The 18,193-nt window shown below is 70.7% G+C and carries 19 protein-coding genes; 8 read left to right on the top strand and 11 right to left on the bottom strand.

Going from position 1 to position 18,193, the window contains the following annotated elements; all coding sequences use genetic code 11:
• Positions 1 to 141 precede the first annotated feature (141 nt).
• Complete coding sequence (locus OHA77_RS26695) at positions 142 to 396, top strand: WhiB family transcriptional regulator (protein ID WP_326825468.1); 255 nt, start codon at positions 142 to 144, stop codon at positions 394 to 396.
• Between the two features lie 28 nt (positions 397 to 424).
• On the opposite strand, the gene OHA77_RS26690 is transcribed toward OHA77_RS26695, so the two are convergent.
• Positions 425 to 1,888 carry a histidine kinase N-terminal domain-containing protein gene (locus OHA77_RS26690; protein ID WP_406312181.1) on the bottom strand — a complete coding sequence of 488 codons (1,464 nt, stop codon included), beginning with the start codon at positions 1,886 to 1,888 and terminating at the stop codon, positions 425 to 427.
• 68 nt (positions 1,889 to 1,956) lie between these two features.
• On the opposite strand from OHA77_RS26690, the gene OHA77_RS26685 reads away from it, so the two are divergent.
• The 3 genes from OHA77_RS26685 (at position 1,957) to OHA77_RS26675 (ending at position 5,184) form a co-directional block, all read left to right on the top strand.
• Positions 1,957 to 2,634 carry a hypothetical protein gene (locus tag OHA77_RS26685; protein WP_406312180.1) on the top strand — a complete coding sequence of 226 codons (678 nt, stop codon included), beginning with the start codon at positions 1,957 to 1,959 and terminating at the stop codon, positions 2,632 to 2,634.
• Between the two features lie 76 nt (positions 2,635 to 2,710).
• A complete protein-coding gene (locus OHA77_RS26680) occupies positions 2,711 to 3,430 on the top strand; it encodes a GntR family transcriptional regulator (RefSeq protein WP_406312179.1) in 720 nt (239 codons plus the stop codon).
• A 101-nt stretch (positions 3,431 to 3,531) separates the two neighbouring features.
• Positions 3,532 to 5,184, top strand: coding sequence for an acetolactate synthase (locus OHA77_RS26675; RefSeq protein ID WP_406312178.1), 1,653 nt, complete (start codon positions 3,532 to 3,534; stop codon positions 5,182 to 5,184).
• A 124-nt stretch (positions 5,185 to 5,308) separates the two neighbouring features.
• Here OHA77_RS26675 and OHA77_RS26670 read toward each other — a convergent pair whose 3' ends face one another.
• Complete coding sequence (locus OHA77_RS26670; RefSeq protein WP_406312177.1) at positions 5,309 to 6,832, bottom strand: serine/threonine protein kinase; 1,524 nt, start codon at positions 6,830 to 6,832, stop codon at positions 5,309 to 5,311.
• A gap of 626 nt (positions 6,833 to 7,458) precedes the next feature.
• Here OHA77_RS26670 and OHA77_RS26665 point away from each other — a divergent pair.
• The gene (locus OHA77_RS26665) at positions 7,459 to 7,839 is read left to right on the top strand and encodes a thioesterase family protein (protein ID WP_406312175.1); all 381 of its coding nucleotides are present in this window, start codon (positions 7,459 to 7,461) and stop codon (positions 7,837 to 7,839) included.
• A 45-nt stretch (positions 7,840 to 7,884) separates the two neighbouring features.
• Here the strand turns inward: OHA77_RS26665 and OHA77_RS26660 are convergent, their stop codons facing one another.
• The 7 genes from OHA77_RS26660 to OHA77_RS26630 all read right to left on the bottom strand — a co-directional run bounded on the left by OHA77_RS26660 (position 7,885) and on the right by OHA77_RS26630 (position 13,227).
• On the bottom strand, positions 7,885 to 8,097 hold the full coding sequence (locus OHA77_RS26660; RefSeq protein ID WP_406319879.1) for a biotin/lipoyl-binding carrier protein: 213 nt from the start codon (positions 8,095 to 8,097) through the stop codon (positions 7,885 to 7,887).
• A gap of 179 nt (positions 8,098 to 8,276) precedes the next feature.
• Positions 8,277 to 8,372 carry a hypothetical protein gene (locus tag OHA77_RS26655; RefSeq protein ID WP_406312174.1) on the bottom strand — a complete coding sequence of 32 codons (96 nt, stop codon included), beginning with the start codon at positions 8,370 to 8,372 and terminating at the stop codon, positions 8,277 to 8,279.
• A gap of 38 nt (positions 8,373 to 8,410) precedes the next feature.
• Positions 8,411 to 9,694: an HD-GYP domain-containing protein gene (locus OHA77_RS26650; protein WP_406312173.1), complete on the bottom strand. Its 1,284-nt coding sequence runs from the start codon at positions 9,692 to 9,694 to the stop codon at positions 8,411 to 8,413.
• A 114-nt stretch (positions 9,695 to 9,808) separates the two neighbouring features.
• Positions 9,809 to 11,155, bottom strand: a complete 1,347-nt coding sequence (locus tag OHA77_RS26645) for an HD-GYP domain-containing protein (RefSeq protein ID WP_406319878.1) — start codon at positions 11,153 to 11,155, stop codon at positions 9,809 to 9,811.
• A gap of 207 nt (positions 11,156 to 11,362) precedes the next feature.
• Positions 11,363 to 12,307, bottom strand: coding sequence for an NAD-dependent epimerase/dehydratase family protein (locus tag OHA77_RS26640; RefSeq protein WP_326825476.1), 945 nt, complete (start codon positions 12,305 to 12,307; stop codon positions 11,363 to 11,365).
• Positions 12,308 to 12,356: 49 nt separating this feature from the next.
• Entirely contained in the window at positions 12,357 to 12,623 is a 267-nt protein-coding gene (gene rsrA, locus OHA77_RS26635; protein ID WP_326825477.1) for a mycothiol system anti-sigma-R factor, read from the bottom strand.
• Positions 12,624 to 12,690: 67 nt separating this feature from the next.
• Positions 12,691 to 13,227 (bottom strand): sigma-70 family RNA polymerase sigma factor, encoded by a 537-nt coding sequence (locus OHA77_RS26630; protein ID WP_231509598.1) that lies wholly within the window; start codon positions 13,225 to 13,227, stop codon positions 12,691 to 12,693.
• A gap of 353 nt (positions 13,228 to 13,580) precedes the next feature.
• Between OHA77_RS26630 and OHA77_RS26625 the strand changes: the two genes are divergently transcribed.
• Entirely contained in the window at positions 13,581 to 14,321 is a 741-nt protein-coding gene (locus tag OHA77_RS26625; RefSeq protein WP_406312172.1) for a class I SAM-dependent methyltransferase, read from the top strand.
• A gap of 97 nt (positions 14,322 to 14,418) precedes the next feature.
• Here OHA77_RS26625 and OHA77_RS26620 read toward each other — a convergent pair whose 3' ends face one another.
• Together OHA77_RS26620 and OHA77_RS26615 are read right to left on the bottom strand one after the other, a co-directional pair.
• Positions 14,419 to 14,751, bottom strand: a complete 333-nt coding sequence (locus tag OHA77_RS26620) for a TraR/DksA C4-type zinc finger protein (protein ID WP_326825479.1) — start codon at positions 14,749 to 14,751, stop codon at positions 14,419 to 14,421.
• Positions 14,752 to 14,929: 178 nt separating this feature from the next.
• Positions 14,930 to 15,655, bottom strand: a complete 726-nt coding sequence (locus tag OHA77_RS26615; protein WP_326825480.1) for an SOS response-associated peptidase — start codon at positions 15,653 to 15,655, stop codon at positions 14,930 to 14,932.
• Between the two features lie 95 nt (positions 15,656 to 15,750).
• On the opposite strand from OHA77_RS26615, the gene aroA reads away from it, so the two are divergent.
• Together aroA and rsgA are read left to right on the top strand one after the other, a co-directional pair.
• On the top strand, positions 15,751 to 17,028 hold the full coding sequence (gene aroA / locus OHA77_RS26610) for a 3-phosphoshikimate 1-carboxyvinyltransferase (protein WP_406312171.1): 1,278 nt from the start codon (positions 15,751 to 15,753) through the stop codon (positions 17,026 to 17,028).
• Positions 17,029 to 17,110: 82 nt separating this feature from the next.
• Complete coding sequence (gene rsgA, locus OHA77_RS26605; protein ID WP_406319877.1) at positions 17,111 to 18,184, top strand: ribosome small subunit-dependent GTPase A; 1,074 nt, start codon at positions 17,111 to 17,113, stop codon at positions 18,182 to 18,184.
• The last annotated feature ends 9 nt before the right edge of the window (positions 18,185 to 18,193 follow it).

Below are 18,193 nucleotides of genomic sequence, written 5' to 3'. Positions count from 1 at the left end.
GCTCCAAGGTCGCCGGCGGTCAAGCGAACACGCCCCGAACCGAACAAGGCTCGGGCAGCTGTTCGCACTGGTTAGTGAAAGTCTTCACAAAGTGAGCCGACGGAGCCGCAGCAAGGGCTCCTCTTACGAAGGAGTGAACGCATGGACTGGCGCCACCGCGCTGCCTGCCGTGACGTGGACCCCGAGCTGTTCTTCCCGATCGGCAACACCGGCCCTGCCCTGATGCAGATCGAAGAGGCCAAGCAGGTCTGCCACACGTGCACCATCAGTGAAGCATGCCTGAAGTGGGCGCTGGAATCCGGGCAGGACGCCGGCGTCTGGGGCGGCCTGAGCGAGGACGAGCGCCGCGCCTACAAGCGCCGCACGGCCCGCGCCCGCACCCGCGCGAACGCCTGAACCACGCCGGACCCCTCCCCGGCCCGGTTCAGGCCGCGGGGAGGGGGATGCCGAGGGTGACCTCGGTGCCGCCACCCTGCCGGGGCTCGATGGCCAGCCGGCCGGACAGCTCCCCGACGACCAGGGTCCGCACGATCTGCAGCCCCAGGCTGGTGGACGACTCCAGGTCGAATCCCTCCGGCAGACCGGTCCCGTTGTCGGACACGATCACGTCGAGCCGGTCGGCCCCCCGCGAGACGATCACCTGAAGCCGGCCCGGCCGGTGGGCGAGCCCGTGCTGGACGGCATTCTGCAGCAGCTCGGTGAGGACCATCGCCAGCGGCGTCGCGATCTCCGAGCGCAGCACCCCGAACGACCCGACGCGGCGCGGCACGACCTGCGCCTCCGGCGCCGCCACTTCGCCCGTCATCGCGATCACGCGGTCGGCGATGTCGTCGAAGTCCACCTGCTCGTCGGGCGTGTGGGACAGCGTCTCGTGCACGATCGCGATCGACCCGACCCTGCGCACCGCCTCCTCCAGCGCCTCACGCCCCTCCGGCTGCCGCAGCCGCCGGGCCTGCAGCCGGAGCAGCGCCGCCACCGTCTGCAGGTTGTTCTTCACCCGGTGGTGGATCTCCCTGATCGTGGCGTCCTTGGTCATCAGCTCCCGCTCGCGGCGGCGCAGCTCCGTCACATCCCGGATGAGCACCAGCGCGCCGATCCGCCCGCCCCCGACGACCAGCGGGATCGCCCGCAGCTGCACGACGGTGCCACCCGACTCGACCTCGGTCTCCCGGGGCTCCCGGCCGCTGGCCACCATCATCAGGTTCTCGTTGATGGGCTCGTCGGAGTAGCAGAGAGTGGCGGTCGTACGGCCCAGCTCGGCGCCGACCAGATCCGCGTTGAGGCCAAGCCGCCGGTAGGCCGAAAGCGCGTTCGGCGAGGCATAAGTGACCCGGCCCGCGCGGTCCAGCCGGAGCAGGCCGTCGCCCACCCGTGGTGAACGGACCAGGATCGGCTCGGCGCCGGAGAACGGGAACCGCCCCTCGGCCACCATCTGGGCCAGGTCCGAGGCGCTCTGCAGGTAGGTGAGTTCGAGCCGGGACGGGGTGCGCGCCGAGGAGAGGTTCGTCGAACGCTGGATCACGCCGAGGAAGTGGTCGGCCCGCCGTACCGGGATGGTCTCCTCGCGCACCGGGACCCCGCTCGACCAGTCGGGGTCACCCTCCCGGCAGATCCGCCGCTCGTTCCAGGCCGTGTCGATGAGCGCCCGCTCTCCCTTGGCCGCGGTCATCCCGACGATGTCGTCGTGATAGACGGTCGGCCCCGTGGTGGGCCGCATCTGCGCGACGGCGATCCATCCCGTGCCCTTCCGGAGCGGGACCCAGAGGACGAGATCGGCGAACGACAGGTCGGCCAGGAGCTGCCAGTCGGAGACCAGCGAGTGCGTCCACTCGAGGTCGGCATCGTCGAGTGCGGTGTGGCGGATCGCCAGGTCACTTAGAGTCGGCACCCGTGCATCATGCGTTCTTTGCGGGTCCGAACGCGAATCGAGCGGGCCCGGCTGGCAAGATGCCCGCTATGGAGCAGACCCCAGACCCGCCGACTCGGTTCCGCACGGCCCCGAGCAGGCGTGAGGCGGCAGGTCCCAGGCGTGCCCGGCGCGTCCGGACGCCGGATGACGGCGGTCTGGTCGACCTGGCCTCCGACGACCGGCTCGGTTCGGCCGACCGGGGAGCGGTGCACCCGGCCGGCCAGGCGGCAGAGCCGGCCATTGTGATAACGATCACACTGCCTGCGCCTCCGAGCTCCCGGGGCGGGGCCGTACCGGGGGCTCCGGAGGCGATCGAAACGCCGACGGACACGGGCCGGTCGTCCATCTTCACCACCGGCCGGGCCCCCGGCGGCGCGGCCACGGCACTCGCCGCTGTGGATATCCTTCAGAACCAGCCCGAACTGCCCGGACACGTACGGACCAGAGCGAGGGAGTCGGCCTCGACGGCCCGCGAACTCGGCCTGGAGACCAACGATCCGGCGGGTGCGGTCGTCCCGATCGTCCTCGGCCCGCCCGAGACCGTGCCACGGGTCGCCCTCATCTGTGCGGAACGCGGAGTGCGCGACGGATACCTCCGGCCGCTCTCGGTGCCGGCCGGCCGCTCTTGCCCGCGGTTGACCGCACGGGCCAATCTGAGTTCCGATGATCCAGCGGTGGCCAGGGGTGCGCTCACCGCCGTGGCCGAGATGAAGGTGACCAATTGAGTGAGCGGACCAGGCAGGCCCAGAGGCGCGGCGTCTGCGTTCACGCCGTTTCCGAGCCGTTAGGCGAGGTGCCGTCGTGACGGACGACTCCCCCAGGATTCCCAAGTACTACGACGTCAAACGGAGCCTGCTCGCGCTGACCAAGTCCCTGTCGGCGGGCAGCGCGCTGCCCCCCGAACGGACACTGGCGGTCCGGTTCGAGACCTCGCGTACCACCGTGCGCCAGGCCCTGTCGGAGCTGGTGGTCGAGGGCCGGCTGGTGCGCATCCAGGGCAAGGGGACCTTCGTCGCGCAGCCCAAGGTCGCCCAGGTCCTCCAGCTGACCTCCTACACCGGCGACCTGCGGACCGTCGGCCTCGAACCCGACACCAAGATCCTCGACATCAGCTACGTCACCGCCGACGAACCCCTGGCCCGCCGGCTGGCGATCAACCCCGGCGGCCGGGTGCTCCGCATCCACCGGCTGCGCCTGGCCAACGGCGAGCCGATGTCGATCGACACCACCCATCTGTCGGCCCGGCGCTTCCCCCGGCTCCGGCGGGAGCTGGAGGTGCACTCCTCGCTGTATGAGACGCTGCACAACGCCTACAACGTACGGCTGACCGACGCCGAGGAGATCATCGAGACCGTGCTGGCGACGCCGTACGACGCGCAGGTGCTGAGCGTCGACGTCGGCCTGCCGATGCTGCTGCTCACCCGGCACGCATTCGACGCCGACGGCAACCCGGTGGAGTGGGCCCAGTCCCTCTACCGCGGCGACCGGTACAAGTTCGTCACCCGGCTGCACCGCCCCTGAGCCGGGTACCGCAATACGTGCCGAGCGCGTTAGGTGGGACGAATCTGGGCAGGGTGAAGAACCCCTGTCCGGCTAAGTGACTGACTGGTAGGTTGCGCGATATGGAGTCCCCGAAGCACGCAGGTGACATCGCCGTCGCCGTCTCCAAGGCCTATGGCATCGAGACCATGTTCACCCTGTCCGGCGGGCACGTCTTCCCGCTGTATGACGGGGCGGTCCACGAGGACATGCCCATCCTTGACGTGCGGCACGAGCAGAGCGCGGTCTTCGCCGCCGAGGCGACCGCCCGACTGACCCGCAGACCCGGCCTGGCCGTGCTCACCGCCGGCCCCGGCATCACCAACGGGGTCAGCGGCGTGGCCACCGCGCACTTCAACGGTTCCCCGGTCGTGATCCTGGGCGGCCGGGCGCCGCAGTCACGCTGGGGCTCGGGCGCCCTGCAGGAGCTCGACCATCCGCCGCTGTTCGCTCCCATCACCAAGTTGGCCTTCACCGGCTCCGGCGCCGACTCCGTCGCCGAGGACGTGGAGATGGCCTTCCGCACCGCCCTGGCCCCGCACCGCGGCCCGGTGTTCCTCGACTTCCACATGGACCACCTGTTCGCCCCCGCGCCCCCGCCGGACCACGCCACCGAGACGCTGACCCCCTCGCCGCTGGAGCCCGACTCCGACGCTCTCGCCGGGATCGCCCGGCTGCTCGCCGAGGCCGAGCGCCCGGTGCTGGTGCTGGGCTCGGACGTGTGGATGGACCGCGCCGAGGAGGTCGCCCGGTCCTTCGCCGAGGAGTTCCGCCTGCCGGTCATCCCCAACGGCCAGGGTCGCGGCATCCTGCCCGCCGGGCACGAGCTGCTGGTCACCCGGGCGCGCGGGCTCGCACTCACCCAGGCCGACCTGGTGATCGTCGCGGGCACCCCGATGGACTTCCGGCTCGGCTACGGCTGGTTCGGCGGCAAGGACGGCGCCCCGCTCGCCAAGGTCGTGCACCTGGCCGACGCGCCGTCGCAGCTCACCACGCACATCGAGCCCTCCGGCACCGCCGCCGGCGACCTGTCGCTGGTCTTCTGGGGGCTGGGTACGGCTTGCAACCAGGCCGGTGTGTCGCCCGCGACCTACGCGCCGTGGCTGTCGAAGCTGTCGGAGACCGCCGCGGCGGCCATCGCCGCCGACGCTGAACTGCTGGCCTCCGGCTCCGACCCGATCCACCCGATGCGGATCTACGGTGAGCTGGCCAAGGTCCTCGCCGAGGACGCCGTGGTGATCGGCGACGGCGGCGACTTCGTCTCCTACGCGGGCAAGTACGTCGAGCCCCAGCAGCCCGGCAACTGGCTCGACCCGGGCCCGTACGGCTGCCTGGGCACCGGCCTGGGCTACGCCATCGCCGCCCGGCTGGCCCGGCCCTCCTCCCAGGTGGTGCTGCTCCTCGGAGACGGCGCGGCCGGTTTCTCGCTGATGGACGTGGACACGCTCGTACGGCATCGCCTGCCGGTGGTGATGATCTGCGGCAACAACGGCATGTGGGGGCTGGAGAAGCACCCCATGCAGATGCTCTACGGCTATGACGTGGCCGCCGAGCTCCAGCCGCAGTGCCGCTACGACCAGGTGGTGACCGCGCTCGGCGGCGGCGGCGAGCTCGTCACCGACCCGTCGCAGATCGGCCCGGCGCTGCGCCGCGCGTTCGACTCCGGCGTGCCGTACATGGTCAACATCGCCACCGACCCCTCGGTCGCCTACCCCCGCACCACCACCGGCATCTGAAGGCCGCCGGCCGTATCCACCCCGTCCGGCGGAGTGCCGAACCGGTCGTTCTCCGCACGCCGCCGACCGCTGCCGGGGCCTTCCTGCCGGGACCGGTCTCCCGGCAGGCCGCGGGCCGGTCCCTTCAGGAACTGGGTGTCGGGGTGGGCGTCGGCGAGGAGGGCGGCGGGCACTTCTCGCTGCTGAGGATGATCTCCACCGGCTTCCTGGGGTCCTGCATGGCCCCGCCGGCCGGGCGCTGCTCGACCACCTTCACGCACTGCGAGTAGTCGATGTCGGCGCTCTCGACGGGCTTCGCCCTCAGGCCCGCCTTCTGGATCGCGTTCCTGGCCGCATCCGGTGTCATGTCGATGACGTTCGGCACCCGCTGCTTCTTCGGCGTCGGCGTGGGCGTCGGAGTCGGAGTCGGCGTGGGCTTCGGGGTGGGCGTCGGAGTCGGCGTGGGCGTCGGGGTCGGGGTCGCCTTCGGGGTGACGGGGCGCGGCGGTCTGGTGGCCGGCGTGCGGGTCGGCCTCGGCGATGTCCGTGGCTTGGTCACGGTGGGCGTCGGGGTCGGGGTCGCGCTCGGCGAGGGAGACGGCAGCGGAGTCTCCGTGGAGGCCGCCATCACGTTGATCGCCACGGTGACGAGACCGACGCACATCACACCGACCACGGCGGCCGCCGCCAGGAACCCGCCCCTGCGCCGCGGCTTCTTCGCGGCACGGCGGCCCCGCCCCTGCGCGACCGCCTCGGTGGCCGGGCCAGGCGACGGAGCCGTCGCGGGTGGCACGGCCCCCTGCCAGCCGGTCTGCCGTGCGACGTCGGCGGGCGAGGCGGGTGAGACCGGCGGCAGCGGCATCGGCCCGGTCTCCGGCCCGAGGCGCGCCGCCTGTCTCGCGGCGGTGCTCATCGCGGCGGCACTGGGGAAACGGCGGGCCGGGTCCTTGGACAGGGCACGTTCCACCAGCGCCCTGATCGCCGGCGGGATGTGCGGCGGCAGGGGCGGCGGCTCCTCGCGGATGTGCTTGAGCGCGATCGTGACCGGGGTGTCGCCGTCGAACGGCCGCTGTCCGGCCAGGCACTCGTAGGCCACCACGCCCAGGGCGTAGATGTCCACCGCGAAGGTGACCGGTGCGCCCTCGGCCTGCTCGGGCGCGCAGTAGGCGGCGGTGCCGAGCACCATGCCCGCGTCCGTCAGTCGGCTGGCCGCATCCGACCTGGCGATGCCGAAGTCGGTGAGCACGAGCGTGCCGTCGGCGCGGACCAGCAGGTTGCCGGGCTTGATGTCCCGGTGCACGATGCCCTGGTCATGCACCGCCTGCATGGCCGAGGCCGCCTGCGCGATGAGCTCCATCGCGGGACCGGGAGCGATGCTCCCCAGCCGTCCGAGCAGCCGGTCGAGCGGCTCCCCGTCGACGAACTTCATCACCAGGTATGCCGTCGCCCCCGCGCCGGGCACCTCGTGAATCCCGTAGTCGTAGACATCGACGACCCCGGGATGGTTGATCGTCGCCATCGCCCGGGCCTCGCCCTGGAAACGCACCAGGAAGCCCGGGGCGTCGGTACGGCCCGGAAGCAGCACCTTGACGGCGACGGTGCGCGCAAGGACGATGTCCTCACCTCGCCACACTTCGCCCATACCGCCGGCGCCGATGCGGGTATCCAAGCGATACCGCCCCGCCAGCGTCGTGCCTTGGGCCACCATGACTCCCCCGTAACCCTCTCCGTCCCGCCCCAGGGCTCTCCAACAAAGCGGATTTGTATCGCATCGACGTCACGGCGACGTAACGGACCCCTGCGAGTTGCCTGCCCCACGAACAAGACGCGTGCCGTAGCATCGCACAAAACTCAGTACTTTTAGGCGCACTCGTACAGGTTGCATCCCTTTGCGACAGGAGCGTCGGCGGTCACCGGTGATGTCATCCGCCACCGGACCGCCACACTGGTGGCGACCACGAGTCCGCGACCAAGCTCCGCCGTCCCGAGATCACTGAAGATGGGCATATAAAGCCTAAATCTACTGATAGTGGGGCGATGTTCCAGCCATCCGGACAACATTTCCCGTCACAGATCGGCACCGGATGTCAGCCGCTCAGCGGACCGTGCTCCACGCAGCGCGCCGACCGACCGCCGGAGTCAGCCGGACCACCATCATCCGGTGACGACAGCGAACACAGGAGGCCGGCGGCTCCATCGCCCGCGCGGCGAGACGGCCCGCGCGGGCGCCCCGGCCTGCCGAACGGCCGTGGTGATCGCGGTAGGAGGTCACCGGATCACCCTATGCTGGCGCCCATGACGCTCACTCCCGGCCTGCGTGCCCGACTCCTCATCATGGTCGAGCGGGGGGACACCGCGATGAAGATCGGCAGTGGGGACGTTCCCGTGCTGGCCACGCCTCGCCTGCTCGCCTTCGCCGAGCGGGCCACCGTCCAGGCCGTCACGGGAGCGCTGGACCCCGGACAGACGTCCGTGGGCACCAAGGTCGCCCTGGAGCATCTGGCGGCCAGCCCGGTCGGCACCCACGTCGAGATCACCGCCGAACTCACCGAGGTCGACGGTCGCCGTCTGGTCTTCGCCTTCACCGCCCATGACCGGCGCGCCACCGTCGCGACCGGCACGATCGAGCGCGTGGTCGTCGACCGCGAACGCTTTCTGACCCAGCTCTCCCGCTGACCGCCGACCGCTGACCGCTGACCGCTGACCGCCGAGCCCGGCCGGCTACTCGATGACGGCGATGAGGTCGCCCTCCTGGATGACGTCGCCCTCGACGACCTTGAGCTCCGCGATCACACCGTCATCCTCGACGATGACCGGGATCTCCATCTTCATCGACTCAAGGATGACCAAAGTGTCGCCCTCCGCAACGGTGTCGCCTTGAGCGACAAGGACTTGCCAGACATTAGCCACCATCTCGGCGCGTACTTCAGCCACCGGACACTCCCCCTCACTCGCTGTGATCCACACTGTGCCAGACCGGCCTGCCCCTGCCCTCATACGGGCATCGGGTTCGGTGTCGTGGGCATCGCCGACGAGCTCGGGGCGCTCCAGCCGCTCCACCCAGAAGTCGATCTTTCCCCTCACCCGCCCGTACGGCCGCCGCCGGCATGCGCTCACGCGGCTCCGGGTGGCTCCGGGGACGGTGTCTCCTCCACGACCGTCTGATGGCGGCGCCGTACGGAGCAGTCACGCTCGCCCAGCGCGACCACGGTGCCGTGCGAGGCCGGGGCCGGAGCGGGAAACCCGCTCAGAGCCGATAAGCCGGAGTTATCCTGTCGATGACGCGGGCCATGGCCCCGACGACCTCTTGATCATATTCCCCACCGGCGGAGAGACAGAGCCGTTCGAGAGCGGCCCCCGCACGGTCCCGGTCGGTGGAGCCGCCGATCAGATCGTCATAGGCATTGGTCACCTTGATGATCCGGCTGGCCAGCGGCGGCGTCTCGGCACAGGAATCGCACTGACGGCGGACGATCTCAGCCACCCGGTCCAGCACGCCGGTCTGCCGGATCACCTCGGCACCGAGCTCGGCGATCCGCCGGGCCTGCTCGGGGTCGGTGAGCACCGTGGCACCACCGGGGATCGGATCCCGCAGCGACAGCTGGCCGATGTCGTGCATGAGCGCGGCGTACTCCAGCTCCAGCAGCTCGGGCTCGGCCAGACCGAGTTCCCGTCCGACCGCGACCGCCAGGCGGCTCACCCGGCGCGAGTGCCCCGGCTCGACATAGCCGCCGACCTCTGTGACCCGGGACAACGCCCGGACCGTCTGGAGGTAGGTGGCCCTGATCCCCGCGTACTTCCGGAACGCGACCTGGGTGACCAGCAGCGGCGCGGCGAAGACCAGCAACGCCGCCATCCCCATGCTGTGCGAGGCGAGCGCGAGCAGGATGCCGGAGGCGGCGACGGCGGACCAGAGCGGCGCCGCCATCCGGACCTCATCGTGGAGCGCCACGCCGAACGCGGCCCGCACCTGCTCGGCCCGGAGCACCGCGGACAGCACCACGTCCACCAGTGCCAAGATCAGGATCAGCCCGGCCATCACGCCGAGCGCGGGCCACCAGCTCCCCTCGGCCCCCTTCGTCAGGCCGAACAGCGCCCCCGCCAGCGGCCGGTAGGCCACGGCCAGCAGCGCCCCGGTCAGCAGCCTGCGCGCCATCGCGTCCAGCCTGGGCGGGCGGCCCACCGCCAGGTGCGGCAACGCCCCCGCGGCCATGCCGACCGTCAGCACCGCGACGACCTGGAACGCCGAATGACGCACCGGGACGTCACCCATGTCCAGCAGCAGGGTGTAGCCCAGCGCGGCGGCCGCGCCGATCGGCGCCACCTCCCGGTTGCCCGGCATCGTGAGCCTGGCCAGCTCCCCCGCCGCGATCAGCGCGCCGAAGCCGATGGCGATCTCCGGGTCGAGCAGTCCGACCGCGACGGTGTGCGCCACTCCCGCCACCGCCAGCAGCCCCGTCGCGCAGATCAGCAGGAGCTGACCCGAGTCGAGCCGCTGGAACGCCCGCGTCGCGGTGACCGGGCGGCTCACCGCTCCGTACCCATGGTCGCGCCCGCCTTCTCACTCGCTCCGCTCGCCCGGCGGCTCACCGCTCCGTACCCATGGTCGCGCCCGCCTTCTCACTCGCTCCGCTCGCCCGGCGGCTCACCGCTCCGACACCACCTGGATGGGCATGGTCGGGTCGTCGTGGTCCTTGGTGGCGGTCTCCGCCATGCCTGCCGGAGGGGTGACGACCCTGCGCGGCGGCTCCCAGCCGTCACGGTCGACGGCCTTGATGAACGCCATGACCATCACCGGGTCGAACTGGGTGCCGGCCCCCTTGCGAAGCTCGGCCATGGCCACCGGCACCGGCCGGGCACCCCGGTAGGAACGGTCGGAGGTCATCGAGTCGAAGGCGTCGGCCACCGCGATGATCCGGGCGAACTCCGGCACCTCGTCCCCCGCCAGTCCCATCGGATACCCCTTGCCGTCCTGCCGCTCATGGTGGTGCATGATCCCGGCGAACGCCTCGTCCAGGAAGTCGATGCCACGCACGATCTCCAGCCCGCGCATCGGGTGGAGCTGGATGGCGGCGAACTCCTCCTCGGTGAGCGGGCCGTCCTTCTGCAGCACCTTGGTCGGCACCCCCAGCTTGCCCACGTCGTGCAGCATCCCCGCGTAGCGGATCGCCCGCAGCCGCTCGGGTCCCATGCCGATCTCCTGCGCGATCATGCCGGAGGCCAGCGAGACCCGGGTGCAGTGGCCGCGAGTGTAGTAGTCCTTGGTCTCCACGGCCTGGCAGAGCGCGGCGATCGTGGCGTCGTAGGACCGCTGCTGGGCGAGATACTGGCCGAAGGCCCAGCGGGCCACGAACAGCGGGAGCAGCACAAGCACCGCGGAGATCGAACTGACCGTGGCCCACAGTCCGGCGATCAGCAGCCCGAAGGTGGCATAGCCCAGGTAGGAGACCATGAACTGGGCCAGCCCGCGCAACGGCACCTGGTCGGCCTGGCCGGTGAGCGCGAGCACGATCGCGATCAGGAGGGAGTTGAGCGGGACGAAGACCGCCGCCGCACCCGCGAACGGCACGATCAGGTCGTTGAACCCGGCGATGGTCGGCAGGCCGACCCTTCCCCCCAGCCACTCGTAGGCCTGGCCGGCGACGTAACCGCAGACGGCGAACTGGGCGCCGTTGAACAGCCGCTTCACCGTCGGCAGGCCGGGACGCACGCTGAAGACGGCCGTCATGCCGACCAGCGCCGCCCCTTCGGGACCGACGAGCACCACCGCCGCGAGCACGGCCGAGAAGCTGACCGAAACAGCGGCCTGCTTGACGTTGAGCAGGGTCGGCACGGACTCGCACACCAGGAACAGCAGGGCCAGCACGAGCAGGTTGGACCCGTCAAGCTGCCCAAGACGGCCATTCACCAACACGCTGTTCCCGAGCAGCGCGAACGCGGCACCGATCACAGCGACAAGGTAGACCTTTGCAAACCACGGCAGTCCCCGCAAAGCGGCCACCCTTGGGTCTTACGGGCGCGTGCTCAGGTCCAGGAGATCCCAGGACGTGCCGGGTTGACCGTTTCCATCAACATGCGCTGCCTCCATGTCCTTTTCGCGACTCAGGCTACAGAAACGAGGCCGCCCCCGAGGTAAGGACCGGGAATCGCAAGCAAAGCGTAACCAATCCATCACCACAAGCCATCATGGGATCGCCGGTCAGCGAGCCGCCATCCGGACCCTCGCCCAGTCGACGGTGGCCTTCAGGCCGGTGGCCAGATCCGTCTGGGGGCGCCAGCCCAGCCCTTCGAGCGCGGGTGCCGGATCGACGGCCATCGCCGGGAGGTCCCCGGGACGGGCCTCGGCGCCGCCCGGCTCGTCGGCCGCGCCGGCGGCCGCCGCCACCAGGGCGTGGAGCTCGCGGTCGGTGGTCTCCACCCCGGTCCCCAGGTTGAACCTGCGGCCGCCGCCGACGTCTCCGCAGGCACGGGCGAAGCCGTCCACCACGTCGTCGACGAAGATGTAGTCACGGGTCTGGGTGCCGTCGCCGTACAGCACCGTGGGGGTGCCGTTGAGCAGGGCGTCGGTGAAGATGGCCACCACCCCCGCCTCGCCGTCGGGCGACTGGCGCGGGCCGTAGACGTTGGAGAGCACCAGCGTGGTGTAGTCGATGCCGTGCAGCGCCCTGAAGGCGGCCAGGTAGGTCTCCGCGCTGAGTTTGGAGGCCGCGTACGGCGAGCGCGGGTCGGTCGCCGCGTCTCCGGGGACGGGGATGACCTCAGGGACGCCGTACACGGCGACGGAGGAGGCGAAGACCACCTTGCGGGTGCCGCCGCTGTGGGCGGCGGTGAGGACGGATGCGGTGCCCTCGACGTTGAGCCGGGCGTCGTGGACGGGGTCGGCCACGCTCTTGCGCACGCTGATCTGCGCGGCGAGGTGGCAGATGACCTCGGGCCTCCACTCGGCGGCCAGACCGATCAGAGCGGGCTCGCGGATGTCCATCTCGTGCAGCCTGAACTGCGGGCTCTGTGCCGCCGCGACGAGATTGTCGCGGTCTCCGCCGGACAGGTCGTCCACGGCCATGACCTCGTGACCGTCCGCCAGCAGCCGGTCCACCAGGTTGGATCCGATGAATCCCGCCCCACCGGTGACGAGTATGCGCATGCTGCCCCCCAGCTCGTATGGCCATGACCGTACGAGAGATCCTAGGAGGTCAGCCGGTCAACTCGGAGCGGACCTGGTCGATCCTGCTGAGCACCTTGGCGCGCAGGTCGTCCGAGGCCCGGTCGCACCCGCAATGCTTGGCGACGAGCTGCTTGACAACCTGTTCCAGGCCGTACTCCTCCAGGCAGGGACCGCACTCGTCCAGGTGCTCGCGGATGTCGACGCAGTTGCCCGCGTCCAGCTCACCGTCGAGGTAGGTGTAGACCTTGTCCAGCACCTCGCGGCAGTCGGTGGAGTGCGGCTTTCCGCAGCTCATGCGATCACCCCGTCCCGGATCTCCGGAACGGCGCGCCCGCGCCCACGGTCGCCGCCGGCTCGCTCGCTCACTTCGCACCCTCCGCGGGAACCAGGCCACGCTCGCGGGCGTAGTCCTCGAGTTGCGTCCGCAACTGGCGGCGGCCACGGTGAAGTCGCGACATCACGGTCCCGATGGGGGTGCCCATGATGTCGGCGATCTCCTTGTACGGGAAGCCCTCGACGTCGGCGAGGTAGACGGCGATGCGGAACTCCTCGGGGAGCGCGGCCAGCGCCTGCTTCACGTCACTGTCGGGGAGGTGCTCAAGCGCCTCGATCTCCGCGGACTTCAGTCCGGCCGAGGTGTGCGACTCGGCCCTGGCGAGCTGCCAGTCCTCGATCTCCTCGGCACCCGACTGCTTGGGCTCCCGCTGCTTCTTGCGGTAGCTGTTGATGAAGGTGTTGGTCAGGATGCGGTACAGCCAGGCCTTGAGGTTGGTGCCCTCCTGGAACTGATGGAAGGACGCGAAGGCCTTGGCGAAGGTCTCCTGAAGGAGATCCTCCGCATCCGCTGGGTTCCGGGTCATCCGAAGCGCGGCAGAGTAGAGCTGGTCGAGATAGGGCATCACATCCCGCTCGAACCTCGTGCTCCGCTGCTCCAGAGTCTCCTCGTCTGTCGCAGGGACCGGACCCACCCCCTTAAGATCGCCGAAGCCCTGCTGTCGCGGGACTGCGTACTGAGCGGAGGATACCCGCTCATCAGGAAAGGTCCGATCACCGGGGCGGATGATGGGTTCGATCAACGCGAGCATCTGCTTGCCAACCTCCGGAAAGGATCGTGCGTTGTCCGCTTGCAACACGCTCGGCCGGCCATCTGTTCCCACAAGATAGAAGGTGACGAAGGACCCGGTACGGGGAAAAACATACGTACCGGCAGGTAGCTGTAGACCACCGGATACCCCGATGCCAGGAGCCGCTTGTGCTGCCCATCCCGGCCGAAGAGCTGAACGGCGCAGGAACTCTCGGGCCGTACTGGACCTTTTATCGCGCGGTCGCGGCCGAGCAGCTGAGCCGATGGCTGCCGGAGAGCCCTTCCACCGTCCTGGATCTGTCCGGCGGCAGGGGCAGCTGGTCGGTCCAGGCCGCCGGAGCGGGGCACCGGGTGCTGGAGGTGGTCGACTTCCGCCGCACCGTGGAAGGCCGGCCGCTGCCGCGCGACACCTCGAAGGTCCGCCAGGTCCGTGCCGACGATCTGCGCTTCCTCCCCGACCGCAGCGTCGACGCCGTGCTCGCCGAGGAGCGCGCGATGTCGGTGGAACTCATGGCCGAGTCCGCGATCGGCGACGTCGCCCGGGTGCTCCGCCCGGGTGGGCGGGCGCTGGTCTGCGTCGACTCCCTGGTGCTGGGGATGGCGATCCTCGCCGAGCAGAACTACTGGGCCCATCTGCGCCAGACCGGCGAGGTCATGCTCGTGCCCTGGCCGGACGGGAGCATCACCCGGTGCTTCAGCAGCGGTCAGCTCCGCGACCTGCTCACCGAGGCCGGCCTGGAGGTCGAGTGGATACGGCCTCGCACGGTGCTGTCGCCCTCCACGGTCGATCACGTGCTGGCCTCCGACTCGCGCGCGCTCACCTGGCTGGTCAACACCGAGCTGGAGGCCCACACCGGCGACGACGACACCGTGGGCATCCACCTGGTCGCGAGCGCCCGCCGCCGCTGATCCCCGGTGGCTCCCGCCGCACGGGCGGGCTCCACCGGGGCCGACGGCGGCAAAGCCCGAGGAAAAACAGGGAAAGGGCCGGGTAAAGCTTTCGAGGTCAGTGTCGGCGCTCGCGCTTCGACTGGCACTGCACGCAGCGGACGGCATCGGGGCGCGCTTCCAGCCTGCCCTCCGGCACGGGGCCTTCACAGTCGGCGCAGAGGCCGTAGAGCCCGTCGTCCAGCCGGCGGAGGGCCTCGATCACCGAGCGGCGGTGCCGGGCCGCCGCCTCCAGCACGGCCCGGTTGCGGTCCGCGTCCGTCAGGACCGATCCGGCGTCCGCCGCGGATCGGTCCTGCACCGCCTGGGGATCTCCTCGAAGGACACCGATGGACCGGTCGATCTCGGCCAGCATGTTCTCCAGGCGCACACGCGCGGTCGTGGGGTTCACGGATCCGCTCCTCCGCAAAGTGGGGGCGGCCTGTGAGGGGGTCCCCGGTTCTCCCGCCAGGCGCGAAGGGGATGGGTCTATGGGCGGTCCCCGTGCAGGGGTATCGCTTTTCTCAGCGGATGCCCACTTGGCGCTGGTTTTACACCGGTTACCGGGTGTTTTCGGTTACCGGGCGCTCTCAGAAGAGGGCCGGTTCGTCACCTTCCCCCTCCTTCATCGGCTCGACGAGCTCCGGGCCGTTGTTGCGCACCGAGTTCACCGCGGTGGAGACCGGATACGCCGTCAACCCGGTGGCGCCGGCGGGAACGAGGAAGCCGTGCGCGTCGGGGACCCCGGGGTCGAGCCACTCCGCCCAGCGGTCCCGCTCGATCAGCATCGGCATCCGGTCGTGGACCTTCCCGGCCTCGTCCAGGGCGGAGGTGGTGATGACCGCACAGGTCACCAGCCATGCGAGCGGGTCGTCGTCGGGACGGCCCCGGTCACGCCAGAACTCGTACAGCCCCGCCATGGCCATGACGCCGCCGTCGGCCGGCTGGATGAAGTAGGGCTGCTTCTTCGGCTTCTTTCCCGTCCCGGCAGCCTCCTGCACGGCCCACTCGAAGTAGCCGTCCGCAGGCAGCAGGCACCGGCGCTCGGCGAACGCCTTGCGGTAGGACGGCTTCTCCGCCACCGTCTCCACCCGCGCGTTGATCATCTTCGAGCCGATGGACGGGTCCTTCGCCCAGGAGGGCACCAGGCCCCAGCGGAGCACCTGGAGCTGCCGGACCGCCCGGCCCTCCGGGTTGGACTTCGGCACCCGGCTCATCACCGCGTAGACCGGTTTGGTCGGGGCGACGTTGTAGTCGGGCCCGAGCTCCTCCTCGGCGGCCCCGTCGACCTCGACCTCGAACTCCTCAAGCAACACCTGCTTGCTCCGAGCAGACGCGTATCTCCCGCACATATCACCACCCTGCCATGGCTCCGGGGGCTCAGGGGCATCGCCCCGGTAGGCTTTTGACCATGTCCGCTCCGCTGTGGCCCGCACCGACCGTGACCGACCCCGTCCGTGCGTCCGTTCTCCTGCCCGGCTCGAAGTCCGTGACCAACCGCGCACTGCTGCTCGCCGCCCTGGCCGACGGCCCCGGCACCGTACGGCGGGCGCTGCGCAGCCGGGACGCCGACCTGATGGTCGAGGCGCTGCGGGCGCTGGGCGCCACGATGGTCCCCTCGAACGAGAGCGCCTCCGGCGTCGACTGGGCGATCACACCCGGTCCGGTCACCGGCGGGACGCGGATCGACGTGGGGCTCGCGGGCACGGTGATGCGGTTCGTGCCGCCGATGGCGGCGCTGAGTGACGGCGCGGTGTCCTTCGACGGCGACCCGCACGCGCGCAAGCGCCCGATGGGCACGATCCTGGGCGCGCTGCGCGCCCTCGGCGCCGAGGTCTCGGGCGACGCGCTGCCGTTCACCGTCCGGGGCCCACTGACCGGCGGAGAGGTCACACTCGACGCCTCCGGATCCTCCCAGTTCCTCTCCGGCCTGCTGCTGACCGCGGCCCGGTTCGAGAAAGGGGTGACGGTACGGCACGTCGGCCCGCCGATCCCGTCGCAGCCGCACATCCGGATGACCGTTCAGATGCTGCGCGCGTTCGGCGTCCAGGTCGACGACACGGAGCCCGACGTCTGGCGGGTCGAGCCCGGCCCGATCCACGCCGGCGACTTCACCGTCGAGCCCGACCTGTCCAACGCGGCGCCGTTCCTCTCCGCCGCGATGGTCACCGGCGGCACGGTCACCGTCCCCGGCTGGCCCGCGGAGACGACCCAGCCGGGCGACCGGCTCCGGCACCTGCTCGCGGACATGGGTGCCTCCGTCCGGAGCACGCCGGCCGGGCTGGCGGTCACCGGGACGGGACGCATCACCGGCATCGAGGCGGACCTGCGCGACGTCGCCGAGCTGACCCCGACGATCGCCGCCCTCGCCGCCCTGGCCGACACCCCCAGCCGGATCGGCGGCGTCGCCCACATCCGCGGGCACGAGACCGACCGGCTGGCCGCGCTGGTCACCGAGATCAACGGCCTCGGCGGCGACGCGAACGAGACCGAGGACGGCCTGGAGATCCGGCCGCGCCCGCTCACCGGCGGGGTGTTCCACACCTACGACGACCACCGGATGGCCACCGCCGGCGCGGTGATCGGCCTCGCCGTTCCGGGGGTCGAGGTGGAGAACATCGCCACCACGGGTAAGACTCTTCCCGAGTTCGCCTCCATGTGGGCGGACATGCTGGATGGCGCACGGTGACGGGTTACCGGCCGGCGCACCTCGCGGACGCCCGATAAGTGGCAGACGACCGTTCGGACAAGGGCAGATCGAGGCGGAGAAGCTGAGAAAGCGCGAATACGACGAAGACGACGTCAGGGTCAGGCCGGGGAAGGGTTCCCGGCCCCGGACCCGTATCCGTCCCGCCCACGAGAACGCGGTCCAGGGGTTCGTGGTGGCGGTCGACCGGGGCCGCTACACATGCCTGGTGGAGTCGACGGGAGAGAAGGGCCGCCGCCGTAAGAAGGACCAGTTGGAGGGCGCCACGATGAGCGGCCGGGTCGTGGTGGCCATGAAGGCCCGCGAGCTGGGCCGCAAGGGGATCGTGGTGGGCGACCGGGTGGCCCTGGTGGGCGACGTGTCCGGCGCGTCCGACACGCTGGCCCGGGTCGTCCGGGTGGAGCCCCGCACCTCGATGCTCCGCCGTTCCGCGGACGACACCGACAACACCGACGGCATCGAACGGCCCGTGGTCGCCAACGCCGACCAGCTCGTGATCGTGACGGCCCTGGCCGACCCGCCACCGCGTCCTCGCATGATCGACCGGATGCTGGTGGCCGCCTTCGACGCCGACATCGAGCCGGTGCTCTGCCTCACCAAGTCCGACCTCGCCTCACCCGAGGAACTGCTCTCCCTCTACCGGCCCCTCGGCGTGCCGTACGTCGTGCTCCAGAAGGGCGGCACCCTGGAGGAGGTCAGAGAGTGCCTGAGCGGCAAGATCAGCGTGCTGGTCGGCCACTCAGGCGTGGGCAAGTCCACTCTGGTCAACGCCCTGGTCCCGGACGCCAACCGGGCCGTCTCCCATGTCAACGCGGTGACCGGGCGAGGCCGTCACACGTCCACCTCGGCCGTGGCGCTGGAGCTTCCCGAGGGCGGCTGGATCATCGACACTCCGGGCGTGCGCAGTTTCGGCCTGGCACACGTCTCGGTGGAGACCGTCCTGGCCGGCTTCCCCGACCTGATCGAGGGCACGGTCGGCTGTCCCAAGGGCTGCAGCCATCTCAGCGAGGAGTGCGCCCTGGACGCCTGGGTGACGGCCGGCCACGCCGACCCTGTCAGGCTCGTCTCCCTGCGCCGTCTGCTCGCCAGCCGCGACGGCGCCCCCGAGGACGGCCGCGAGAGCGCCTCCGACGGCTGAGGCTGCAGG

The organism is Streptosporangium sp. NBC_01639, from assembly GCF_045209755.1.
Taxonomy (GTDB): Bacteria; Actinomycetota; Actinomycetes; order Streptosporangiales; family Streptosporangiaceae; genus Streptosporangium.
The sequence above is the reverse complement of the archived record's forward strand: the minus strand, read 5'-3'. Positions and strand labels throughout refer to the sequence as shown.